The following is a 21,299-nucleotide window of genomic DNA, read 5'->3' on the forward strand; positions in this document are numbered from 1 at the left end:
TGCCTCCATTTAATTAAAGAAGTAGGATGGATAGGCAGCGCATGATGCCAAAACTCATACCCACAAAAGTATTGCCAATAAGGATTTTCTACCCATCGATGTACCACATTTACATCCGAAAGCCCATACATATGCTGCAAGATAAATAGCCCTACAACTAGCTTGACTGGTTTGGCTGGTTGCCCTATCTTTTCAACAAACAGCTTATCAAATTCTTCTTCCAACTGCTTCCATTCAATCAATTTGGATAGCTGGATAAGAGGATGATCTAGATTGAGTTCATCGCTAAAGCGGGGGTTAAAAAGACGGCCTTGTTGGTTATCTAGCTTGATTGGTTTCATAGTCAACTTTGCAAGAAATTAAGAGCTTTATAATGATTTAAGCGTAAATAAATTATAGCAATTGGGGAGAAAAAATACTCTCAAAATATTGTTCAAGCATGAAACACCCTTTAAATCATGTCGGACTATTTATATTATAGCACACGTGTATGTATGTTAGAAGAGCAGGGTATTTTTGCCTGTTTTAAGAAAAGATGCTTAGCTAGCTTGTCTATGAAATAATTTATCAAAGAAGCTTAACCTTGAATTCAAGGCCCCTCCCTTAAAAAGATGAGGGCGAGGAAAAACCCGTCCTACATTTATACAGATTACTATCCCCATAACGGCACACACTTTGAAGACTGTCTTCAATATTGAGTAAACGATTATATTTGGCGACTCGGTCTGTACGAGAAAGAGAACCTGTTTTAATTTGCCCTGCATTTGTAGCCACGGCTATATCGGCAATTATACTGTCTTCAGTTTCCCCCGAACGATGAGAAATAATAGCAGCATAGCTGTTGTTTTGAGCTAAGCGAATAGTTTCTAACGTCTCAGTTAAGGTGCCAATCTGGTTGGGTTTAATTAAAATGGAATTAGCGACATTTAGGTCAAAACCCCGCGACAGAAATTTAGGATTAGTCACGAAAATGTCATCTCCTACTAGCTGAATTTGATGTCCTAATTTTTTAGTAAGATGCTGCCAACCCAGCCAATCATTTTCGGCCAGTCCATCTTCAATTGAATCGATAGGGAACTTCTTTACCAAATTTTCTAAATAATCTACGACTTCTTCGGCTGTTCGTTCGATAAAGGGTATCTTCCTTTTTTGTTTCTTTTTCTCTTTATAAAGATGAGTAGAGTCATCATAGAACTCAGAAGCCGCGCAATCTAATGCTAGCGATACATCAATGCCAGGACGGTATCCTGCTTTTTCGATGGCTAAGACTATCATTTCCAAAGCGATCTCATTGGACTCAAGATTAGGAGCAAAGCCTCCTTCGTCACCTACCGCTGTAACATGGCCTTCTTCTCGCAGTATCCCTTTTAAAGTATGAAAAATCTCTGCTCCCCAGCGTACAGCTTCATGAAAGGAAGGAGCTCCTATAGGTCGAATCATAAATTCTTGAAAATCAAGCAGATTATCAGCATGAGCTCCGCCATTAAGAATGTTAATCATCGGGCAAGGAAGAATATGGGTATGAGCTCCACCTATGTAGCGGTATAAGGGGAGTTTAGCGTTAAGGGCCCCTGCTCGTGCTAAGGCTAAAGAAGCTCCTAAAATTGCATTGGCTCCAAAACGACTTTTATTTTCACAGCCATCACTGGCGATCATCATGCGATCGAGGCGAGCTTGATCAAAGACATGCTCTCCTACTAGAATTTGAGCGAGGGGTCCATTCACATGCGTGATAGCTTTTTGCACTCCTTTACCTGCAAAACGTCTCTTATCTCCATCTCTAAGTTCTAAGGCTTCATGCTGACCTGTCGATGCACCTGAAGGCACTGAAGCTTCGGCACTAATATCACGATCGGTAGTAATCATGACTTTAAGGGTAGGGTTACCGCGCGAATCCAAAATTTCTATAGCTTTTACTGAGCGAATATAAGACATGCTTTTACCTTCGAGTTAATTTTTTTTAAGATATAATCTAGACGGTTTGTTATCAAGTAACTCTTCTAGAGGGATAGAATTTTGAAATTGCTCGCTCTCAAATGTCTACTCATACGCTGTTAAGCACATTCTTCCTAAACCCTATCCATCAAAAAATGGATCCTTAAGCCAAGAGCAGAGGAAGGTCATTTACGAAGGCAAGGGCATAATTTCTTTAACTTCCGCAAGAAGACAGAGTGATGACCGTAAGAAATGAAGGAGCGGCAATTACTGGTAAACTTTTTAAAATTTTAATATAAAGGAAAAGCTAACGGCGTAAGTGTTCTTGCGATAGAGCTTCTAGCAAATACTGATAAGAAGCAAAGCGTAAGGGAGAAAGCTTTTCGTTTTCTACGGCTGCAAGTACAGCACATTCTTTTTCATGTGTATGAGAACAATTAGGAAACTTGCACTGTTGTCCGATTTCCTCAATTTCAGGAAAGTATTGCTCGACTTCTTCTTTATTAAGATCCCATAAGCCAAAACTTTTAATTCCTGGAGTGTCTATACACCAGCCACCAAATTCTAATGGAATAAGCTTTGCCGTGGTAGTAGTATGAGAGCCCTTTTTAGTCTTCTCAACGACTTTTCCTACTTTAAAATTAAGGCCTGTAATGGCATTAATAAGGGAGGATTTACCTACGCCTGATTGCCCTGAAAAAACGGACGCTTTATTTTTCATTATGCTTTTTAGCTGATCTAACCCTTGTTCGTTAACAATACTAACAGGTATTACATGAATCTGCGCGGCTTTATAAGCATGCAGAAAATCCTTATAAAGTTCTTTTTCAGTCGCGGGTGTGGTAGGATGATCGAGTAAATCAATCTTGTTGACCACTATTACAGGTTCCATACCGCCTTTGCGCGCGGCTATAATGTAGCGATCCACAAGAAAAGGCTTAAGGGGTGGATTGACGACGGAAACAGTAATTAATACCTGATCTATATTAGCAGCGATTAATTGCTCTTGACGCCTTGAAAGATTGTCAGCGCGCGATAAAACAGAATAACGTTCTTCAACATGCGCGATAAGGCCTTCCTGAGCATCTGTTCTTTGAAATAACACCAAATCTCCTACGGTAACAAGATTTTTAAATTGTGTTTTTTCCTTTTTTAACAGACCACGCATAGAGCAGGCATAGATTGCATCCTCATGCTCTACCATAATTCCTTGAGGGGTAATGGATAGAACTCTTCCCCGTAGTAAATCTTCTTTGGCAAGTTTAATATTTTGATGGAGTTCTTTATTTTTTTGTCGTTTATCTCTATCTGTTTTTTTGTATTTAGAACGATCTTTTGCAGAGGCTAGCTTACGCTCACGCCGCGAATTTTTACGGTCATCTTTAAAATAATCGGCTTCAAGGTCACAACCTACCCATTTTTTTGGCATACGTGGCAGATCATCTTGTTTAGAATTTTTCATAAAAGTTCTCTCTTTTGGCGCAAACTATAAAGTAAGAGTCCTGCTGCTACGGAAACATTGAGAGATTCCATTTCTCCAGACATAGGCACCGTGATCGGTGAACCTATAGAAAAAGCTTCTTGAGAAGGCCCTTGAGCTTCATTGCTTAAAACTAAAAGAACTCCTGACGAGGGCTTTACCTGTTCAAAAGGGACTCCTTTAATGTCGGCAACTAAGCCTTGTAAGTTGTTTACTTTAATAATCTCTTGTAAGTCTTTCCAAGCACCTTGACGCATAGGAATTTTAAACACAGCCCCACGAGAGGCGCGCAGGGCTTTTTCATTAAAAGGATCGCAAGTTCCCTCGAGTAAAAAAATGCCTTCCCATCCTAAAGCTATGGCTGAGCGAATAATGGTACCTAGATTGCCGGGATCGTTGATACGATCTAAAGCCAAGAGGTATTTTTTTCCATAAAGATTAGAGAATTTAGGCATAGGAGCTTCAGCTAGGATGCCTTCAGAAGATTGGAGGCCTGATACTTTTTGAATGAGCGCAGGAGCAGCTAAAATAATTTTTTCGGCTTTCACATTTTTAGGTAAAAGATGGGCAGAGGAAGCTAAGATAGTTTTGAAAGTAAGCAAAGAACTGGCCTCAGCGATTAATTTGATCCCTTCAAGCACGAGGGTCTGATGATGCCAGCGATAATCATGATTTTGACGTAGCTTTACTAAATGTTTAATTAAAGGATGCTGAGGGCTAGAAAGTTCTTTCATAAAAATAAAGATTTATTACCTTGGGATAGCTAACTATAACTTTTTTTACTCCATCTTGCAATAGATGAATCGAGGCCTCTCTCTCTTCTCTCAAATTCTTTAGGGATTACAATGCAGCGTTTTGTTTGTCGCCTTAAGCAATTTTTTTAATTTACTATTAAGTATAAGAGCTAAAAATATAGCTTAAAGATTTTAGACCGTTCATTTTAAGAGCCTATAAGCATTTTCAAAGCGATGAATATCTTGCCTAAAATATCTCCTATTTTCATTGGAGGTTCTAAAGAATTTTAAAAGAAAGTTAAGGTATTAGAGGAGAGCTTTGTTTTTTAACTAGATTGATAAGTTTCTTGTTTTTTTGAAGTCCATAGCTGGCATGCCGAAGCGCTTTACCATTTTGTTGAACAGCTGTCAGCACCATGTTCTCATCATTTTTAAAATTTTGGCTAGCATACTCAAGGGCTAAACCATTTTGCTTGAGAGCAACAAGCACAACATTTTTTTTATCCTTTAAAGCGGGGCCAATATACTCAAGGGCTAACCCATTTTGCTCAAGTGCAGCAAGCACGACATCCTCATTATTTTTAAGTTGTTCGCTAGCGTACTGTATGGCCCATCCATTCTGCCGCACGGCTTCAAGTACAATTTCTTTATTATTTTTAAGTTTTTCGTTAGCATACTGCAGGGCCCAGCCGTTCTGTTGAACGGCGGCAAGTACGATTTCCTTAGTATTTCTAAGCTCTTGGCTAATTTCTTGAAGCGTCGAGCCATCTTGCCGGACCGCAGCCAGGACCACTCGCTTATCATTTTGAAGCTCTTTGCTAGCATGCTCAAGCGCCCAACCATCTTGCTGAACGGCGGCAAGCACCACACTTTTGTTGTTTTTGAGGTTTTCACTCGCATACTGAAGAGCCATGCCCTTTTGCTTAACGGCTGCAAGTACAATATCTTTATCATCCTTAAACTGTTCGTTAACATATTCGAGCGCCCAACCATTTTGCTTGACAATAGCAAGGATCAACCTTTTATTGTTCTTAATCTCTTTATTGCTATTTTGGAGGGCTAGGCTCTTTAGTTCGACATTTGGTGTTACAGTTTTTTTTCCCTTGCTTTTACGGCAAGTAAAATCATAAATTCCTATGCTTATATTTCCTAGAATAGGAATCAATAAGATTATACATCGTTTAAAGCTTTTAAGTCTGAGGTGAGCATAATAAGGGCTTTCAGAAGAACTCTGCTCTGGATTAAAATGTAGAAGGACACATTTTTGGAAAATATCAACTAAATTAGTCACTGTGCTAACTAGGGGAATATAGTCTGCAATATTATCAATCGAACAGCAAGCTTGAGATAAATCATGGATTTTCATTAGGGCTTCCATGTCAATTGGTTGAACTAATAAGGAAAATAATTTTAATTAAAGAATTATTTAAAATCTATAAGCTTTATTTTTCTTCCATTTAAGGGGAAAGTGTAGAGCAAGGGAAAGTAGGCCTATTTATCCCCATGGTTTTAAGGGATTTTAGGCGCCCGAATTTTGATCAATATGCCTTTTTAAATAAGTACTAAAGTTATCTATTTCCTAGTCAGCCTAGCTAGTTTGATGAGCTCCTCATTTTTTTGTAACTCCCGGCTAGCATATTGAAGGGCCCAGCCATTCTGTTGGACAGCCGCCTGCACAATATCTAGATTGTCTTTAAGTGCAGAGCTAACATATTGAAGGGCCCAGCCATTTTGTTGGATGGCAGCAAGCACTACATCCTTATCATTTTGCAGTTGTGGGCTAGCAAATTCAAGAGCGTAACCATCTTGCTTAACGGCGGCAAGCACCACATCCTTATCGTTTTTAAGCTTTTCGCTAGCATAGCGAAGCCTTGAAGGTCTTTTTTTAACGGCAGCCAGCACAATGTCTTTATCGTTCCTAAGCTCCTCGCTAGCCTCTTCAAGGGCCCAGCCCTCGTTCTGAATGGCAGCAATGATCATCTTTTTATTTTTTCTAAGCCTTTCGCTGGCCTCCGCAAGAGCCCAGCCGTTTTCTTGAATAGCAGCAAGTACAATCTTGGGATCATCTTTAAGCCTGGGGCTGGCATATCGAAGGGCCCAGCCATTTTGCCGAAGAGCCGTAAGTACAACATCCCTATCATTCTGCAGCCTAGGGCTAGCAAACTCAAGGGCCCAGCCATTTTGCTCGACTGCAGCAAGTACAATGTTTTTATTGTCTCTAAGCTCTCGGCTAGCATATTGAAGTGCTTCGCCATTTTGCTTAACGGCTGTCAGCACGATATCTTTATCTTTTTGAAGTTCTAAGCGAGCGCCCTTAAGAGCAAGTCCTTCTTTCTTAACAATAGCAACTAAAGCCTCTTTATCTTTTTGAAGAGTTGTAGGTTTAGAAGAAACATTCTTATCTTGTTGCTTTTCGTTATCTTTTTTTTGATGCAAAAAGTCTAGGATGGCAATAGTGAGATTACCCAAAACAGGAATCAGTAAGGTTATGCACCTTCTAAAGCTTTTGTCGCTAAGGTGTTTATAGTAATGGTTCTTTACTAAGCTTTCCTTTGATATGAAGGTCGAGATAATGCATTTCTGGAAGAGATCAACTAAATTAGTGACCGTGCTGATAACAGGGATATAGTCAGCGATATCATCTATCCTTCTGCATGCCTGAGATAAATTGCTTATTCCCATTCTGTATCTCCTTAATAGCTTATTTAGACTTAGAAACAAATTTAATTTTAGAGTCATTTAAATCCAACAAAAAAATGATTTTTTTCTCCGGTTATTCAAGGGCTTGCTTTTTATTGTTAAAATTAGATGTAAATAATATTTTTAAATCCTTAATTTTATTTCTTAAATGAAATGATCCTTTTAGAGTGTTAGATAAGCTAATGAGAATAACCGTAAACGCTGATCTTGCTTCCTTCCAAGACTTTTAACCTTCTATTGCTTTGGCAGGATTAGCTTGTTAGTTTGCTAGATAATTATGGACAGTTTTTTATTAGTATGCTCTATGTTTAAAAAACTTATCATCTAATGTTTTTTATACTGCCGAGGGCTTTAATATTTTAAATTATTCCATGTGTCTGGCATAAGCTGCGTACAGTAAAGAGTTTAGTGGTATATAAGTAGGTTCTGAAAATTGAAAACCTGGGGAACAAGATTGAATAGATTTTAAAAGGAGATATCCGAAAGTTTTCTTCCGTTTATCATAAAGGAAAGGGGATTTTTTATTTAAAGTATTTAAAGGAAGGGGAGCTGAAAGGGCTTAAAGATGTTTGGCTAGTCAAAGAATAAAGCAGTTTAATTTGGCCATTCAGGATATTTCTAAAAGTATTGCCTAAATGCTTAGTTATCCTGAAAGGCCAGAATTGTTAGAGAGATATTTGCTTTTATTCGAAATTAACCATGGGTGGTCCACAAATAAAGCAAAAGAAGAAGCTCTTTTCTGTATTGAAAAGTATTAGCTTGGAGCTTTTATACCCCAGCTGCTAATCATCAAACAAAATTCCTCCCTGCGGCCGGTTCTGCAGTCAATATAAAAACATTTCATTAAGCTTAGAAAGTTGCTTATATTAGCATGCAACCCGCTGGATTAATTCCTCTACCCTTTAATTTACTTTATTTAGCTCTACCAAAAAGAGTGAGGGCTCCTCCTCCTACGATCATAGCTATTCCACCAATAATGTACCACATTGTATTGTCTGTATAACGGCCCGTAACATCTTCCACAACCTTCTCTGTGAATGCTTGAGAAGAATTGATGCCAAATAACAGAAGAGCAATTCCAACTGCTAAGCTAACCAAACCTAATATACGCATAAATTTCTCCTGAGATAAATAATTTAAAAATTAGCTAATTTTATACGAGTGATAGAAAAGCTTTTCACGTTCTCCATTCTACTATTTCAAGCTGTAAAATTATTATAACTGGCTTCTATATTTTGTATAGTTTTTTCCTAGCCTTAAAAGATTTTTGCAAAAGCCTTTAGTTTAAATTCGGCCAATGTTTGGACTGCTGAAGCATTTTTATGCTTTCCTCAGGTGCTTGCAGATTATGCAAAATAGCGTTCTTTTCCGCTTCTTGCAATAAAAGGCCCATGCTTTTACCAGGTAAAACTCCCAGAGATTTAAGCATACTGGCAGTCACTAAAGGCTGTTTTTTTATCGCTCGTTTAATATGAGGTTTCAAGCGTTCCTGATTTTGTTCATGCTCTTGATAAAAAGCTTCTTCACTATCTTCAGATAGGCGGGCTGCGAAGATCTCTAAACATACTTGAGAGTATGAATGAGCGTAAAAGTGGACCCATTCAGGATCAGAAAGCCCTGGGGCTAAAGATAAAAGTTGTTTTCCAGTCTGCACAAAAGTAGCAAGTTTGGTCTCCTCCGTGCTGAGGCGCAAGTAACTGCAAAGGTTTTGCAACTGTTGCGTATCAAAAGAGGGGAATAGCTCAAGGATATATAAAATAGTAGGAGTATAGGTAGGGAATTTGGAAAAAGGGCTAAGGTATTGACTTAAATCTTTTAGATGCAAGTGAGCAAGTGAAGGAAAAATAACTGGCAATAGACCTAAGCGGTGCATTTCCATCAAAGCATTTGCGAAATGAGGGTAGCCAGCCATTTTTACAAATTCTTTCCACACCCTTTCTATAGCAACGGCTGGAAAAAGAGTGTTAGCCTTTTCTTGAATAGCTTGTTGGGTGGCTTCATCTAACCGAAAATTAAAGCGGGCAGAAAAGCGTATAGCTCTTATCATGCGTAAACGATCTTCAGAAAAACGTTCAAAAGGGTCTCCCACTGTGCGGATAAGGCCTAATTCTAAATCTCTTCTTCCTTCCACGTAATCATAAATCTTTTCTTCCAAAGGGTCATAGAACATGCTATTGATAGTAAAGTCCCGGCGTTTTACATCTTCTTCTTCATTTGATAGCTCGATGCTTTTTGGCTTTCTACCATTGACATATTCTAAATCTTTTCTGAAAGTAGACACTTCAAATTGATATCCCTCCAATATGACGATGACCACTCCAAAAGCAAGGCCTACTAAGAGGGTATGAGGAAAAAGTTTTAAAATCACCTCAGGGGGTGCATCGGTAGCAATATCTATATCAGCTGAAGGTTGGTTCATCAAATAGTCACGTACCCAACCACCGGCAAAATAAGCTTTGTATCCCGCTTGGTTTAACTTTTTTACAATATCTGTGGCTAATTTTTTAATATACATAGAATCATGTTACTAAAAAAAGCTATAAGGAGGCAAGAGATAGCAGGGCATTCTTGCTATCTATAAAACTAACGATCATCTATTTTTCTTTTTCAAAGACGCTTGAGAAATGCTTTTATCTTTTGATATCCTTCTCCTTGCTTGCTTATGGATCATCCTTTATACTTGAGAAGTTTAAGCGAGTAATAAATATTATGCCTTCAAAAATTCGTGTTCTTGATGAACATACTATTAATAAAATTGCAGCAGGCGAAGTCATTGAAAGTCCAGCTTCTGTAGTAAAAGAATTAATGGAAAATTCTTTAGATGCAGGCGCTACAGAAATTTGCGTAGAGATTAAAGGAGGGGGCCGCCAGCTTATCCGCGTGACTGACAATGGTGCAGGGATGCAGCAAGATGATGCCGTACTTTGTTTAGAACGCCATGCTACCTCTAAAATTAAAGAAGTAGAAGATATCCAGTCAATTTTTTCTATGGGGTTTCGAGGAGAAGCTATTCCTTCAATTGCTTCTATTTCCAAATTCACTCTCTTGACTGCTCCGCAAGAGGGAGGGGAAGGCACCCTTGTGATTGTGGAGGGAGGGAAACTCATGCACTGTGGCCCTGCTGCCCGTGCTCCTGGAACGACGATTGAAGTAAAGTCTCTTTTTTTTAATGTCCCGGTAAGAAGAAAATTTCAAAAATCTCCTGCCTATGAAGCTCAGGAAATTCATAAAATCATTACCCTACTTGCTCTTGGCTATCCTCATGTTAAATTTCAACTGATCAATAATCAGAGCCATGAAATTCAAACCGGAGGCTCTTCGGGCAAAGCTTTTTCCCATCAATTGAAGGAGAGAATTGCTGCATTAATGGGAGCCGAATTCGTGACGAGCTGCTGTGAAGTAGAGATTACAAATGGTGATTATAGCTTGCATGGATATGTAGGGGCCCCTCATTATTCTCGTCAAAATCGTACCGGTCAATATCTTTTTATTAACAAGCGCGCTGTTTTTTCTCCCTTGATATCTGCAGTTGTGCGAGATGCCTATGGCACAAGTTTGCCGACTAATCGACATCCTATTTTTGTTTTACATTTGAATGTGCCCGGCGAGACCGTGGATGTAAATGTTCACCCGCAAAAAAAAGAGGTTAGGCTTCGTCAAGAAAATATATTAAGAGAATTAGTTCTTAAAGGAATCCAACAAGCTATTCATAAAGGCAATGTAAGTTCTTATCAGGATCATCAGCCTATTCATGAAGATTTTAGTTCTCCTGCTTCTACTTCCACCTTTATAATGCCTGCCGTTAAGCCGGCATTTTCCTTGCATCCTATACAAGAGAGAAATTTAGCCAGAGAGTATCAACCGCTGCCCCCTATGGCTAAGGCTCCCTCTAGAGAGGAACCTCAGCCTTCTTTCCTTGCTCCTCTTGCCCAGGAAAAACGTTCTTTCCCACGTGTTTTGGCAACGATACCAGGTTATATTATTTTGGATGCTTACTCATTAGAAGCGTGGAAACAGGTATCCCCTGATACACTTTGCTTAGTGGACCAGAAGGCAGCGCATGCCCGAGTGATTTTCGAAAATTTGTTGCAGGCACGCACTGGAAATGCAGCCGTTCAATCTTTATTGATTCCTCATCATATCAATTTGCCCCCCTCTGAAGCAGCCGCGCTATCTACGAACCTAGACAATTTTGCGCAGATAGGGGTGCATATCCATGAAAGTGGGCCTCATAGCTTTATGATAGATGCTGTCCCAGCTACATTTGGAAACATAGATCTCTCCAAATGGGTAGTAGATCTGTTAGATATGATGCACAGCTTTCCTGAAGGTAAAATGATGGATAAAGAAATGGAAAAACGCTTATCCGTAGCAGCAAGCCATGCTGCCGTCCATTACCGCAAGCGCTTGCAAACAGAAGAAGCTCAATCGATAGTCAATCAATTGTTTGCAACCTCTATGCCTTTTTTTTGTCCTCAAGGAAAATCTACTCTTGCTTTTATAAGCGCCGAAGAGATATTTAGAAACTTTAAAGGGTAGTCTATGAATTTTCAAAACCGTCTAGCAAAAGTTGAAAAAGTTCTTCATGATTCTAACGTTGAGGCTTTCCTTGTTGAGGATCCTACCAACCTTTACTATTTGACTGGACTAGTTTTATCTGCGGGAAAGCTGCTTATTAAAACTCAAGGCAATTCTACTCTTTTAGTGGATAATCGTTACTATGAATATTGTAAAAATCAAGCACCTGTGCCTGTTTTTTTAAGTGATAAAAATTCTTTAGAAAGCTTGCTAGGAGGAGTTAACACGCTAGCCTTTGACGGTGAGACGATCTCCTATCAAACCTATGCAAGCATGCAAGAGAATTTTAAAGATCTTAAATTGGTTTCTTTAAGTCACTCCCTTCAAAAAATTCGCAGTTTAAAAGATGCGCATGAAATAGCTATTCTTCAAGAAGCCGCTCAACTGGGAATGCAAGGATATGAATATATTAAAAGCCTTTTAAAAGAGGGGGTAAGAGAAGACCAATTGGCTGCCGAGTTAGAGATTTTTTGGAAAAAAAACAAAGCCCAGGGAGTAGCTTTTGAGCCTATTATCGCTTTCGGAGCTAATAGTGCTTTACCTCATTATCGCCCAGCAGAGACAGAGTTAAGGGAAGGAATGACTGTGCTTTTTGATGTAGGCGTAAAATGGAAAGGTTATCACTCGGATTTATCCCGTACACTTTTTTGGGGTGAGCCGCCTGCCATCATGCGGAAAGTTTATGCAATTGTAGAAAAAGCTCAGCAACGCGCCATGGCGCTTTGTAAGCCTGGAATAACTATAGGAGAATTGGATCGGGCAGCTAGAGACTACATCTCAGCGTGCGGTTATGGGGAGCATTTTTTACATAGCTTAGGCCATGGAGTAGGCTTAGAAATCCATGAGTGGCCTTCGCTCCGTAATAAAGAACCTTATCAGCAGCTGCCGCTGCAAGAAGGGATGGTCATCACCATTGAACCTGGCATCTATCTTCCTGGTATAGGAGGCGTGCGTATTGAAGACACCCTCCTAATTACTTCTACCGGCTATCAAGTCCTAGGCTCGTGAGGATGGACGGGGTTCGATTCTTAAAGATTGGGCATATATATCCTTCTCGAATTGGTTTTTATCTGTTGGGGGTTGGGAGTACCAATCGCTTTCCTTTACCCCTGCTAATTTATCTTTCCTTGAGGTATGAGAAGTCTGTAATTTCGTAAGGTCATTGATTAAAGAATCTAACTTTTTTTCGTCCGTTTTTACATTCTCTTCAGCAATTTCGATGTTTCTATCATTTTTTAACTTGAATTTCTCCAGCATTCCCTCTAAATCCATAGAGGAATTTTTCGAATAAATTTCTTTGGCCACATGATAAAGCCACTCTGCAATCTCAATTTCTTTTTCTAAGTTTTCTTTACTAAATTGTTCTTCAGGAGCAATAGCTTGGCCTGATTTTTCGGCTTGCTGGATTCTTTCGTGTATATCTTGTAGTTGCTGGTTTAAATGAGCTTTATGAGTTTCATAAGAAATGCCTGCTTTTTGCAACTGAATGTAATCGCCAAATTTTTCTACTTTTAAAGCATAGGAAAGTTCTAAGCTTGCATCACTCTTTTTATAAGAAAGCCTTAAAGAAGAAACGTTATTCAATTTAGCCTCATTAATTTCTTTACTGATGCTTTCTATCTGTTTGTTTAAATTATTAATTTCGGCGGTTAATCCTGCTGGCGCTTCTTTAAATGAAGAAATGTATTTTTCAATTTGGCGTGTTTCATTTAAATCTGCTTTAGACTTCATATATTTCTCTCCATCTAAAACAATTCTTGATAATACTGTATGTATCATGGGAACGATGGATAAACTAGGGTTTCCCTCAGCAAATTCCATAATTTTATTTAAAGAAAAGTAATTAGGATTTGAGAAGCTTTTTTCCAAATTTGCATATATATTCTTTGTTTGCCGTGGAAGGGCGGCAAAAGTTTTATGCAGCCGCTGCACACTTCCTTGATTTAATCCTAAAAAAATTGCCTGGGCAGTGGCAAAATCGCCATTTTTAAAAGCTTGATCGGCAATGCGAACATACAAATCCACCACTTTAACACGCTCACCTAAATTGTCTGTGTTAACAATTTTTGAGGTTGTAGAATTGCTGATCATATTTGACAACTTAACCCACTGATCTATATGAGGGCAAATCTCTGCATATTCTGATTTTTCTCTTGCACTCTCATTTTTTAAAAGTTCTTCTTTTGTTATATTTTTAAAAATATCTGCAAATAATTCTTTAGTTTGTGCAGCCCTTTCCTCCACCATCGTGCGGTTGGCTCCAGTGCTTTTAAAGGGTGCAGAGATTGTATGGCGGATGTTTTTTAAGGTAGCACTATTATCAATTTTTGATTGCAGGCTACTTTTTACTTCGCTTGTCTTGCTTTGCGCTTTTTTAAAATATTGCACAGTTTTATCTTTTAAACGCTCAGAAGCTACCTTGAAATTTTTAGCAAATTCTTCTCTTCTTTCTGAGGAGGTTATCTCTCTAAACGAGGAGAGTGTAGAATGTTTGACCTTAAGGGCTGTCGTTTTTATGGCGCGAGCAGAAGTTTCTTTAAACGTTGTCACTTTGTGGTTCAGCAGCGATTTAATTTCGCCTAGTTTTTCTGCTGATCTATTTTTATAGTCTCCCGCTTTTTCTTTAGCTTTTTGAATACCTTCCCGAGCGTTAAAAAAAACTTCTTGTCTTTGTTCTTTGTTTGTTAATCTCTTACTTTCTTCAAAGGTTTTCTTAGCTATAGAACTTACCTTGGAGGTTGCGGCTTGAACAAGGGAGCTAGCTTTATCTAAAGTAAAAGAAGTAATTCGATGGGATTTAAGCTCGGGAGGAGTGGGTTCGGTTGATTGAGAAAAAGTTTTTCCTAACGGAATAGACTCTAAGGAATTTTTTTGGCTATATATATGCCCAGTAGGAGAAACTTTTGGTTGGCTAGGAATAGCTGGCAAGGGCTTATTAGGGGGTAAGGGTTTAGTCGTTGAGGGAGTTGTTGCGAAATCAGAAGGAGAAAAAGGCTTGTTGGCTATAGAAGACATTTGCACACCTCATAATTAAAATCCTACTAATAGTTATTATAATATAATTATTAATTATTATTTAATTATAAATGTAATTAACTTTCGTAAAGTGAGGTGTTAATTAACGATTGCAAGCTGTAAGTTCTTAACTTTAAGCTTATTTTTTATTCTTTTAAAAAATTAAAAATTTACATTTTATCTAAATCTTTAAAAGGGTAAATATGCTTTTGAGCAGCTTAAGCTTGTTAAAAGGAAAAAAAAGGGGCGAATTTTAAACCGGCTAGGCTTAAAATGAACAATTTAGCACCTAAAGTTTTCTTCAAAAATTTTACGATAAAACATATTATAAATAAAAAGCTGTTCTTATTTGAATGTAATTCCATTAAAAATGAGTTTTAGATCTTAAATTTTCATGCTAAGCTTTAGACAAAAAATATTTCTTTCCTATCTTGTTGTATTTCTAGCCTTTCTTGTGTGTTTATATCCTTTTGCTACCCGTACAGTTCAGAAGATTGCTACCCAGGCTATGTATGATAGCTCTCAAGCTTTAATTGAAAAAATTCAGACAGCTACTAATGATAAAGCTTTAATACGTCGTTTAAAAGAACAAAAAGCTTTATTTTTTTTTCGTATTAGTGTTGTCAATAATGAGCGTAAGGTTTTGTATGATTCTCATGCTAAAAGAATTTTAGGCCTGCGCTTTAGCCAAGAATATATTGTTGAGCATCCTGAAGTCTTAGAGGCTTTTAGAACAGGGCGTGGATATAATGAGGATTACTCGGAGCTATTAGGGCAAAAATTTGCCTATTTAGCGATTGCTTTTGATTTCCATGGTAAACCGTATGTCTTACGTACAGCTTTTCCTTATAAATATGTGACGGAGCTAACGCATGATTTTGAGAGAGGAGTGATTGCTTTAGCTGCAGCCATTCTCATGCTTTTTAGCTTGATGACCTGGTTTATCATTAATCACTTAACCAGTCCTATTCACCAGATTATTAAAGCAATCAATCCTTATCAGCAGGGAGAAACCCATGGGGTGCCTTTAATTGAATTAAATAGCCTTAGCAAAACAGATGAGTTTATCAAGCTGGCCGGCACTTTAAATTCCCTTTCCATAAGGATTCAAAGCCATATCGCTAATCTTATACAGGAGCGCAATGAAAAAGAGGCTATTCTTGAATCGTTAGGGGAGGGCGTGATAGCAGTCGATGTTCATCGGGTGATCACTTATGCAAATAATATGGCTTGTAAACTGCTAGAAAATACTCACCTAGTAGGTAGGTCTTTTAGCGATCTTTCTGATGAAATTCAGCATTCTCAGACATTTCAAGCTCTTTTGCTCAATTGCCAGGCTCAAAATAAGGTGCTAACAGATGCTGTGCAAATTAAGCATGATTCCCAACGATTATATTTAGATCTAGTCGCTGCTCCTAAAAAAGAAAATAGCGGTGCTATTGTCGTCCTTCAGGATATGACAGCCCATTACAAGCTTTTAGACATGCGTAAAGACTTCATTGCTAACGCCTCTCATGAATTAAAGACCCCTATTACCATCATTCGAGGTTTTGCTGAAACTTTACATGACAATCCCGATTTACCACCCGAGACTTTTAAAGAGGTTACCTCCAAAATTGTACGCAACTGCTTAAGAATGAATAATCTCATTAAAGATCTTTTAACATTAACGGATGTGGAAAATTTACCTGAATCGCGTTTAATCCATTGTGATGTGCATGAAATTATTAAAAATTGCTGCGAATCGGTTAAAGAGGTGCATCGAAATGCTCAAATTATGATTGAGAAACCTGGCGATCAAGAGATGACTCTTGAAGCAGATCCTCATTTATTAGAACATGCCTTTATTAATCTTATCGATAATGCTGCTAAATACTCGGTTGCCCCTCCTCAAATCACCATTTATCTTCAAGCCGAGGAAGACAAAATTATAGTAAAAGTTGCCGATAAGGGCATAGGGATTCCAGCTACCGATCTGGAAAATATTTTTCAACGTTTTTATACAGTAGATAAGGCTCATTCTAGAAAAATGGGCGGCTCTGGCTTAGGGTTATCTATCGTAGAGACCATTGTAGAAAAGCATTTTGGCCATATTACCGTTCAGTCAGAAATCGGTGTAGGAACTGTTTTTACTGTTAGGTTGCCTATTAATCGGCAGGTACGATCCTCTTTCAAGCATGAGTAGTTAAAACAAACCTGTTTTGGTATTTTATTAAAGCGCATTTATATCCGTTATCTACCTTCTCTCTTTACCCTTTTTTTACAATCCCTTATATGTATTAACAACACTTCTAACAAAAGACAAATAATGCTGTTGACAGATATTTCAACCCTGGCCGCCACTATAGCTAACGCTAATGAAAAGTTTATGCTTGCCCGCCAAGAGATGGGCAAAGCTATCGTGGGGCAACAAGAAATGGTTAACTACTTGCTAATAGCTCTTTTAGCTAATGGCCACGTGCTCTTAGAAGGCTTGCCTGGTTTAGCAAAGACTTTAGCTATAACCACTTTAGCGAAAGTAGTTGATTGTGAATATAAACGCATACAATTTACCCCAGACCTTTTACCCGCTGATTTAGTGGGCACTTCAATCTACAACTTTAAGGAAGGATCTTTCTCTGTTAGCAAAGGCCCAGCTTTTACGCATATCTTGTTGGCAGATGAGATTAACCGTGCGCCAGCAAAAGTGCAATCGGCTCTTTTAGAGGTAATGCAAGAGCGTCAAATCACTCTCAACGGCCAAACTTTTCATTTGCAAGAGCCTTATCTAGTGCTAGCTACAGAAAATCCTATAGAGCAAGAGGGGACTTATCCTTTACCTGAAGCGCAAACCGATAGATTTATGTTAAAAGTCACCATGGATTATCCCTCCAAAGAAGAGGAAAAAGAAATTCTAAAACGCATGGCAAATTTAGGCTCTTCCATAAAGGTAAAGCCTATATTAACGACAGAAGAAATACTTAACGCGCGTAGAATGATCAATGAAATTTATATGGATGATAAGATTACTAACTATATCTTAGATCTAATTTTTGCTACCCGCTACCCTAGCCAATATGGCCTGGATCTTCAATCTTTATTGCTCAACGGAGCTTCGCCACGTGCAAGTATTGCTCTTTGCATTGCTTGCAAGGCTAATGCTTTTCTTGAAGGCCGCGCTTATGTGGTGCCTCAGGATATTAAAAAAATTGCACCCGCAGTCTTAAGACACCGTCTACGCCGTTCTTATGAGGCGGAAGCCGAGGATGTGTCCACCGATGAAATGATTGAGCGCATTCTAAAAACTGTTCCTGTACCTTAAGCTTGTTAGTAGCCCATGGTTGAGTTTAACGTAGCTCTTTATAAGAAAATTCATCGTCTTCAAATCCAAACGACTCAGCTAGCTAATGATCTGTTGGCAGGAGCCTATCGCTCGGCTTTCAAAGGGCAAGGTATGGAATTTGAAGAAGTGCGCGAGTATCAGGCAGAGGATGATGTTCGTTCTATTGATTGGAATGTTACTGCACGTATGAATCGTCCTTTTGTTAAAAGCTTTCGTGAAGAGCGTGAGTTGACTGTCATGCTCTTGGTTGATATATCGGCTTCTACGCGCTATGGTAGCACTTCTTCTTTTAAAAGCGATTTAATTGCAGAAATTAGTGCTTTGCTAGCATTCTCAGCTATTAAAAATAATGATAAAATAGGGCTTATTCTTTTCTCCAATGGAGTAGAAAAATATCTTCCTCCTGCTAAGGGAACTCGGCATGTTTTACGCCTAATACGTGAAATTTTAGCTTTCAAACCTACAGAGCATGAAACTGATTTGGCTGCTGCCTTGGCCTATTTGGGGAAGATTCAGAGGCGGCCAGCTGTCTGCTTTTTGCTCACCGACTTTATATGTTCTAAACCTTATGCACATGAGTTGGCCCTAGCAGCTAAGCGGCACGACTTAATTGCTCTAGCTTTAATAGATGCTTATGAAATTTCTTTCCCTCATTTTGGATTAATCCATTTAACTGATTTAGAAACAGGCGCTAGCTTTACGATAGATAGCTCTAGTGAGCTTTTCCAGAGACAATTTGCTTATCAGGCTAAGGCTCGGGTAGAATCTTATCGTGCTTTATTAATAAAAAACGGCGTAGGTTTAGTAGAACTATATACCGATCAACCTTATGCACCTCTTTTACGTAAATTTTTTAGAATGCGCGCGAGGAAAAGGAGATGAAGGCCTGGTTTTTTTTGTGGGTGCTGCTGGGTCTTTTCTCTCCCTTTGTTCAAGGCATAGCAGACGAAAAAGAATTTGAGGTAGTGATTACGCCTGCTGCTTCAACCATTTCTATTAATGATTTTCTCACCGTCCATCTAAGATTAACTTTCCCGGCTGGATATCAGGTCGATTTAAAAAAGCTGCATCAGAATCTTCTTAGAAGCAGCAGCTTTTATGAGCATCCTTTTACTCTAGTGGAGATGAAAATAGAAAATCTTCAAGAACATGCTAAAGGAAGATTTTCTCAAGAAATTGTGCTCATATTACAGCCGCGACGCTTGGGAGAGCTGTTCCTTACTTTCTACGATATCGATTTTATAGCAGAAAATAAGAGCGCTCCTATAAAAAAGATTGTAAGCGAGCTTTATCCTATTAAAGTCACCGCTCCAAAAATAACTTCCCAAATCCCCGAAAATTTTGCAGCTTTGCTGACCTTTGAAAAAAAACTTCCTATGGAGCTAAGTGAGGAAAATCAAAAGCTTTTATTGAACGATCCTTCTTTGCAAAAGCAAGAGATCGAGAGGAATATAAAGCAAATGCATGAGAAGCAGCTACCTTGGATACAAATAGGATGCTTTGCTCTAATCACCCTCTATCTTTGCTTTTTCCTAAAATCTTTTTCTATTAAAAAACCTTTAACATCTAAGCAATTAGCAAAGATTGCAAAGAAATCAGCTTTAGCAGAACTTAGGCAACTGCGAAGTAAACAATTGCCGGCTAAAGGGCTTTTTGACAATTTTTATGTGCATTTAACTGATACTTTAAGAGCTTATATTCAAAAAAAATATCATATTCCCGCAGCCACTAGCACAACTCCCGAATTTTTAGCCGAGGTGGCCCAAAGCTCTGTTTTTTCCAGCTCCTTCCGTCAGCAGCTAGTACACTTTCTTCAACAGGCTGATAGAGTCAAATTTGAGCGTTACTCTCCTAGCATCGAAGAATGTGAGATTGCCTATCAATTAGCTATCCAATTTATTCAAGATGATCCTATTTAATCTTTTTTATTTAAAATCTTCTCCTCAAAAAGGGCCATCTTTATAGATTATTTTATAAATAGCCAAAGAAAAAAGCATTCAGAGAAGCTTAAAATCAGAGAATGTTTGCAGAAAAGTCAAGGAATGTGTAATAATTTCGACTTGCGATTTATCACAAGGATAATCGTAGCTGCAAATCGTTTTAGGAGAACCAATGGCTCGTTACACAGGTAATAAAAACCGCGTTGCCCGACGTTTCGGTGCAAATATTTTCGGCCGCACACGCAACCCTTTGTTGCATAAACCCAATCCCCCTGGTATGCACGGAGCACGCCGCCGTAAAAAATCAGATTATGGCTTACAACTTGAAGAGAAGCAAAAACTTAAAGCTATCTACGGTATGCTTAGTGAAAAGCAGCTCGTTGCTTATTATAAGCATGCTTTTAACATGGCTGGTAACACTGCCCAGCACTTTGCAGAACTGCTAGAGTGTCGTTTGGATACGATTGTTTATCGCCTTAAACTTGCTTCCACTATTTTCGCTGCCCATCAGCTTGTTTCACATGGTCATATTCTCGTGGATGGCAAAAAAGTTGACCGTCGCTCTTTCCAAGTGCGACCTGGTATGGTGATTACTGTAAAAGAAAAGTCTCGGTCCATGAAAGCGATTCAACAGTCTTTAGATAATCCCTCCCGCTCGGTCCCAGATTATCTTTCCTTTGACAAAGAAAACTCTGGTGGACAGCTTCTAGCGATGCCTACACCTGAGCAGATGCCTTGGCCAATTGAAATCAAATTGCATGAAATCTGTGACTTTTTAGCCCACTCCACTTAAAAAAGTGGGAGTATAGATTGATAAGCCCTGGTTTAAGTTATCTTAAACTAGGGTTTTCTTATTATTTCTTCCTGCTTTAAAAATTGTTACTCTCCTTTAATAGAAAACGCATCCCTCCAGAAAACTAAAGCTTTCAATTACAAAACGCTTTCTAATCCAACTTATGCAAAGCTTCTTTTAAGAGTTTAAGTAGTATTCCTGCTTAATTAAATTTCAATTTCATAATTATAGATCATCGCCATAAGATTAAAGCGCAAACCAAATCTTCTTCTTCGATTTCTGTATCTATCGCTTATGATCTTAAATCTTTTTAAACTCCCAATCACATGTTCGTTTACAACATTTTCTGAAGAAAGTGCTCGGTTTTGCTTTTTTTCTTCCTCAGTTAACGGTTTTCTCTTTCTAGATTTTTTTGGTAGCCTGGAATTTCTTTGAAGCTTTTTTATACCTGTATATCCACTATCGGCTATCCCCCAGCGGTTATCAGTCCAGCGCACCTTGCTTTCTTTAAACAACTTATAATCATGCTTTTTACCATTACTAAAGGCCGTACAAATAACTTTCCTACTCTTCTTATCGACTACCACCTGACTTTTTAGGGTATGCCTTTTCTTTTGTCCTGAATAGAAATGCTTCTGCTTGTTGTTGCGATTCCTTATCTTTTTTTCTTTAACTCTCCTCTTAGGTCGCTCTACATGTGATTCTGATGCATCTATAAGCACTACTTCGTATTCACTATCCTTTTCCAGAAGAGCTTTCTTTCCAGGAAGCGAAAATTCTCCACTTTTAATTAATGTGTCTT

17 protein-coding genes are annotated in these 21,299 nt (G+C 38.5%); 7 read left to right on the top strand and 10 right to left on the bottom strand.

All coding sequences use genetic code 11. The features are described from left to right. The 8 genes from DB41_RS00080 to DB41_RS00120 form a co-directional block, all read right to left on the bottom strand. On the bottom strand, positions 1–341 hold a 341-nt coding region (locus tag DB41_RS00080), incomplete at its 3' end, for a transposase (RefSeq protein ID WP_039383048.1). A gap of 262 nt (positions 342–603) precedes the next feature. Further along, positions 604–1,935 carry a phosphopyruvate hydratase gene (gene eno / locus DB41_RS00085; protein ID WP_052243729.1) on the bottom strand — a complete coding sequence of 444 codons (1,332 nt, stop codon included), beginning with the start codon at positions 1,933–1,935 and terminating at the stop codon, positions 604–606. Positions 1,936–2,242: 307 nt separating this feature from the next. After that, positions 2,243–3,397, bottom strand: coding sequence for a ribosome small subunit-dependent GTPase A (gene rsgA, locus DB41_RS00090; protein WP_238578383.1), 1,155 nt, complete (start codon positions 3,395–3,397; stop codon positions 2,243–2,245). Further along, a complete protein-coding gene (locus tag DB41_RS00095; RefSeq protein ID WP_039383049.1) occupies positions 3,394–4,149 on the bottom strand; it encodes an RNA methyltransferase in 756 nt (251 codons plus the stop codon). The genes rsgA and DB41_RS00095 overlap by 4 nt, the downstream gene beginning before the upstream one ends. A 298-nt stretch (positions 4,150–4,447) precedes the next feature. Then, positions 4,448–5,515 carry a DUF4116 domain-containing protein gene (locus tag DB41_RS00100; protein WP_052243730.1) on the bottom strand — a complete coding sequence of 356 codons (1,068 nt, stop codon included), beginning with the start codon at positions 5,513–5,515 and terminating at the stop codon, positions 4,448–4,450. Positions 5,516–5,721: 206 nt separating this feature from the next. After that, a complete protein-coding gene (locus DB41_RS00105) occupies positions 5,722–6,831 on the bottom strand; it encodes a DUF4116 domain-containing protein (protein WP_052243731.1) in 1,110 nt (369 codons plus the stop codon). A 930-nt stretch (positions 6,832–7,761) separates the two neighbouring features. After that, the gene (locus DB41_RS00115) at positions 7,762–7,962 is read right to left on the bottom strand and encodes a DUF3185 family protein (RefSeq protein WP_039383053.1); all 201 of its coding nucleotides are present in this window, start codon (positions 7,960–7,962) and stop codon (positions 7,762–7,764) included. A 166-nt stretch (positions 7,963–8,128) separates the two neighbouring features. Beyond that, positions 8,129–9,364: a CCA tRNA nucleotidyltransferase gene (locus tag DB41_RS00120; protein WP_039383055.1), complete on the bottom strand. Its 1,236-nt coding sequence runs from the start codon at positions 9,362–9,364 to the stop codon at positions 8,129–8,131. A gap of 194 nt (positions 9,365–9,558) precedes the next feature. On the opposite strand from DB41_RS00120, the gene mutL reads away from it, so the two are divergent. Next, the gene (gene mutL, locus DB41_RS00125) at positions 9,559–11,388 is read left to right on the top strand and encodes a DNA mismatch repair endonuclease MutL (protein ID WP_080502321.1); all 1,830 of its coding nucleotides are present in this window, start codon (positions 9,559–9,561) and stop codon (positions 11,386–11,388) included. Between the two features lie 3 nt (positions 11,389–11,391). After that, entirely contained in the window at positions 11,392–12,435 is a 1,044-nt protein-coding gene (locus DB41_RS00130; protein WP_039383058.1) for a Xaa-Pro peptidase family protein, read from the top strand. On the opposite strand, the gene DB41_RS00135 is transcribed toward DB41_RS00130, so the two are convergent. Continuing rightward, positions 12,424–14,442: a RasGEF domain-containing protein gene (locus DB41_RS00135; RefSeq protein ID WP_039383060.1), complete on the bottom strand. Its 2,019-nt coding sequence runs from the start codon at positions 14,440–14,442 to the stop codon at positions 12,424–12,426. The two genes, DB41_RS00130 and DB41_RS00135, sit on opposite strands and share 12 nt — an antisense overlap. 454 nt (positions 14,443–14,896) lie before the next feature. Between DB41_RS00135 and DB41_RS00140 the strand changes: the two genes are divergently transcribed. The 5 genes from DB41_RS00140 (at position 14,897) to rpsD (ending at position 20,497) form a co-directional block, all read left to right on the top strand. Next, on the top strand, positions 14,897–16,627 hold the full coding sequence (locus tag DB41_RS00140; RefSeq protein ID WP_238578384.1) for an ATP-binding protein: 1,731 nt from the start codon (positions 14,897–14,899) through the stop codon (positions 16,625–16,627). Positions 16,628–16,750: 123 nt separating this feature from the next. Beyond that, positions 16,751–17,743, top strand: coding sequence for a MoxR family ATPase (locus DB41_RS00145; RefSeq protein WP_193365232.1), 993 nt, complete (start codon positions 16,751–16,753; stop codon positions 17,741–17,743). Between the two features lie 15 nt (positions 17,744–17,758). Continuing rightward, positions 17,759–18,646: a DUF58 domain-containing protein gene (locus DB41_RS00150; protein ID WP_039383064.1), complete on the top strand. Its 888-nt coding sequence runs from the start codon at positions 17,759–17,761 to the stop codon at positions 18,644–18,646. Next, entirely contained in the window at positions 18,643–19,683 is a 1,041-nt protein-coding gene (locus tag DB41_RS00155; RefSeq protein WP_039383065.1) for a hypothetical protein, read from the top strand. The genes DB41_RS00150 and DB41_RS00155 overlap by 4 nt, the downstream gene beginning before the upstream one ends. A gap of 193 nt (positions 19,684–19,876) precedes the next feature. Further along, a complete protein-coding gene (gene rpsD / locus DB41_RS00160) occupies positions 19,877–20,497 on the top strand; it encodes a 30S ribosomal protein S4 (protein WP_039383067.1) in 621 nt (206 codons plus the stop codon). 206 nt (positions 20,498–20,703) lie between these two features. Here rpsD and DB41_RS11055 read toward each other — a convergent pair. Continuing rightward, a partial coding sequence (locus DB41_RS11055; RefSeq protein WP_039383069.1) for an IS5 family transposase occupies positions 20,704–21,299 on the bottom strand: 596 nt, incomplete at its 5' end.

It is taken from the genome of Neochlamydia sp. TUME1 (genome assembly GCF_000813645.1).
Taxonomy (GTDB): domain Bacteria; phylum Chlamydiota; class Chlamydiia; order Chlamydiales; family Parachlamydiaceae; genus Neochlamydia.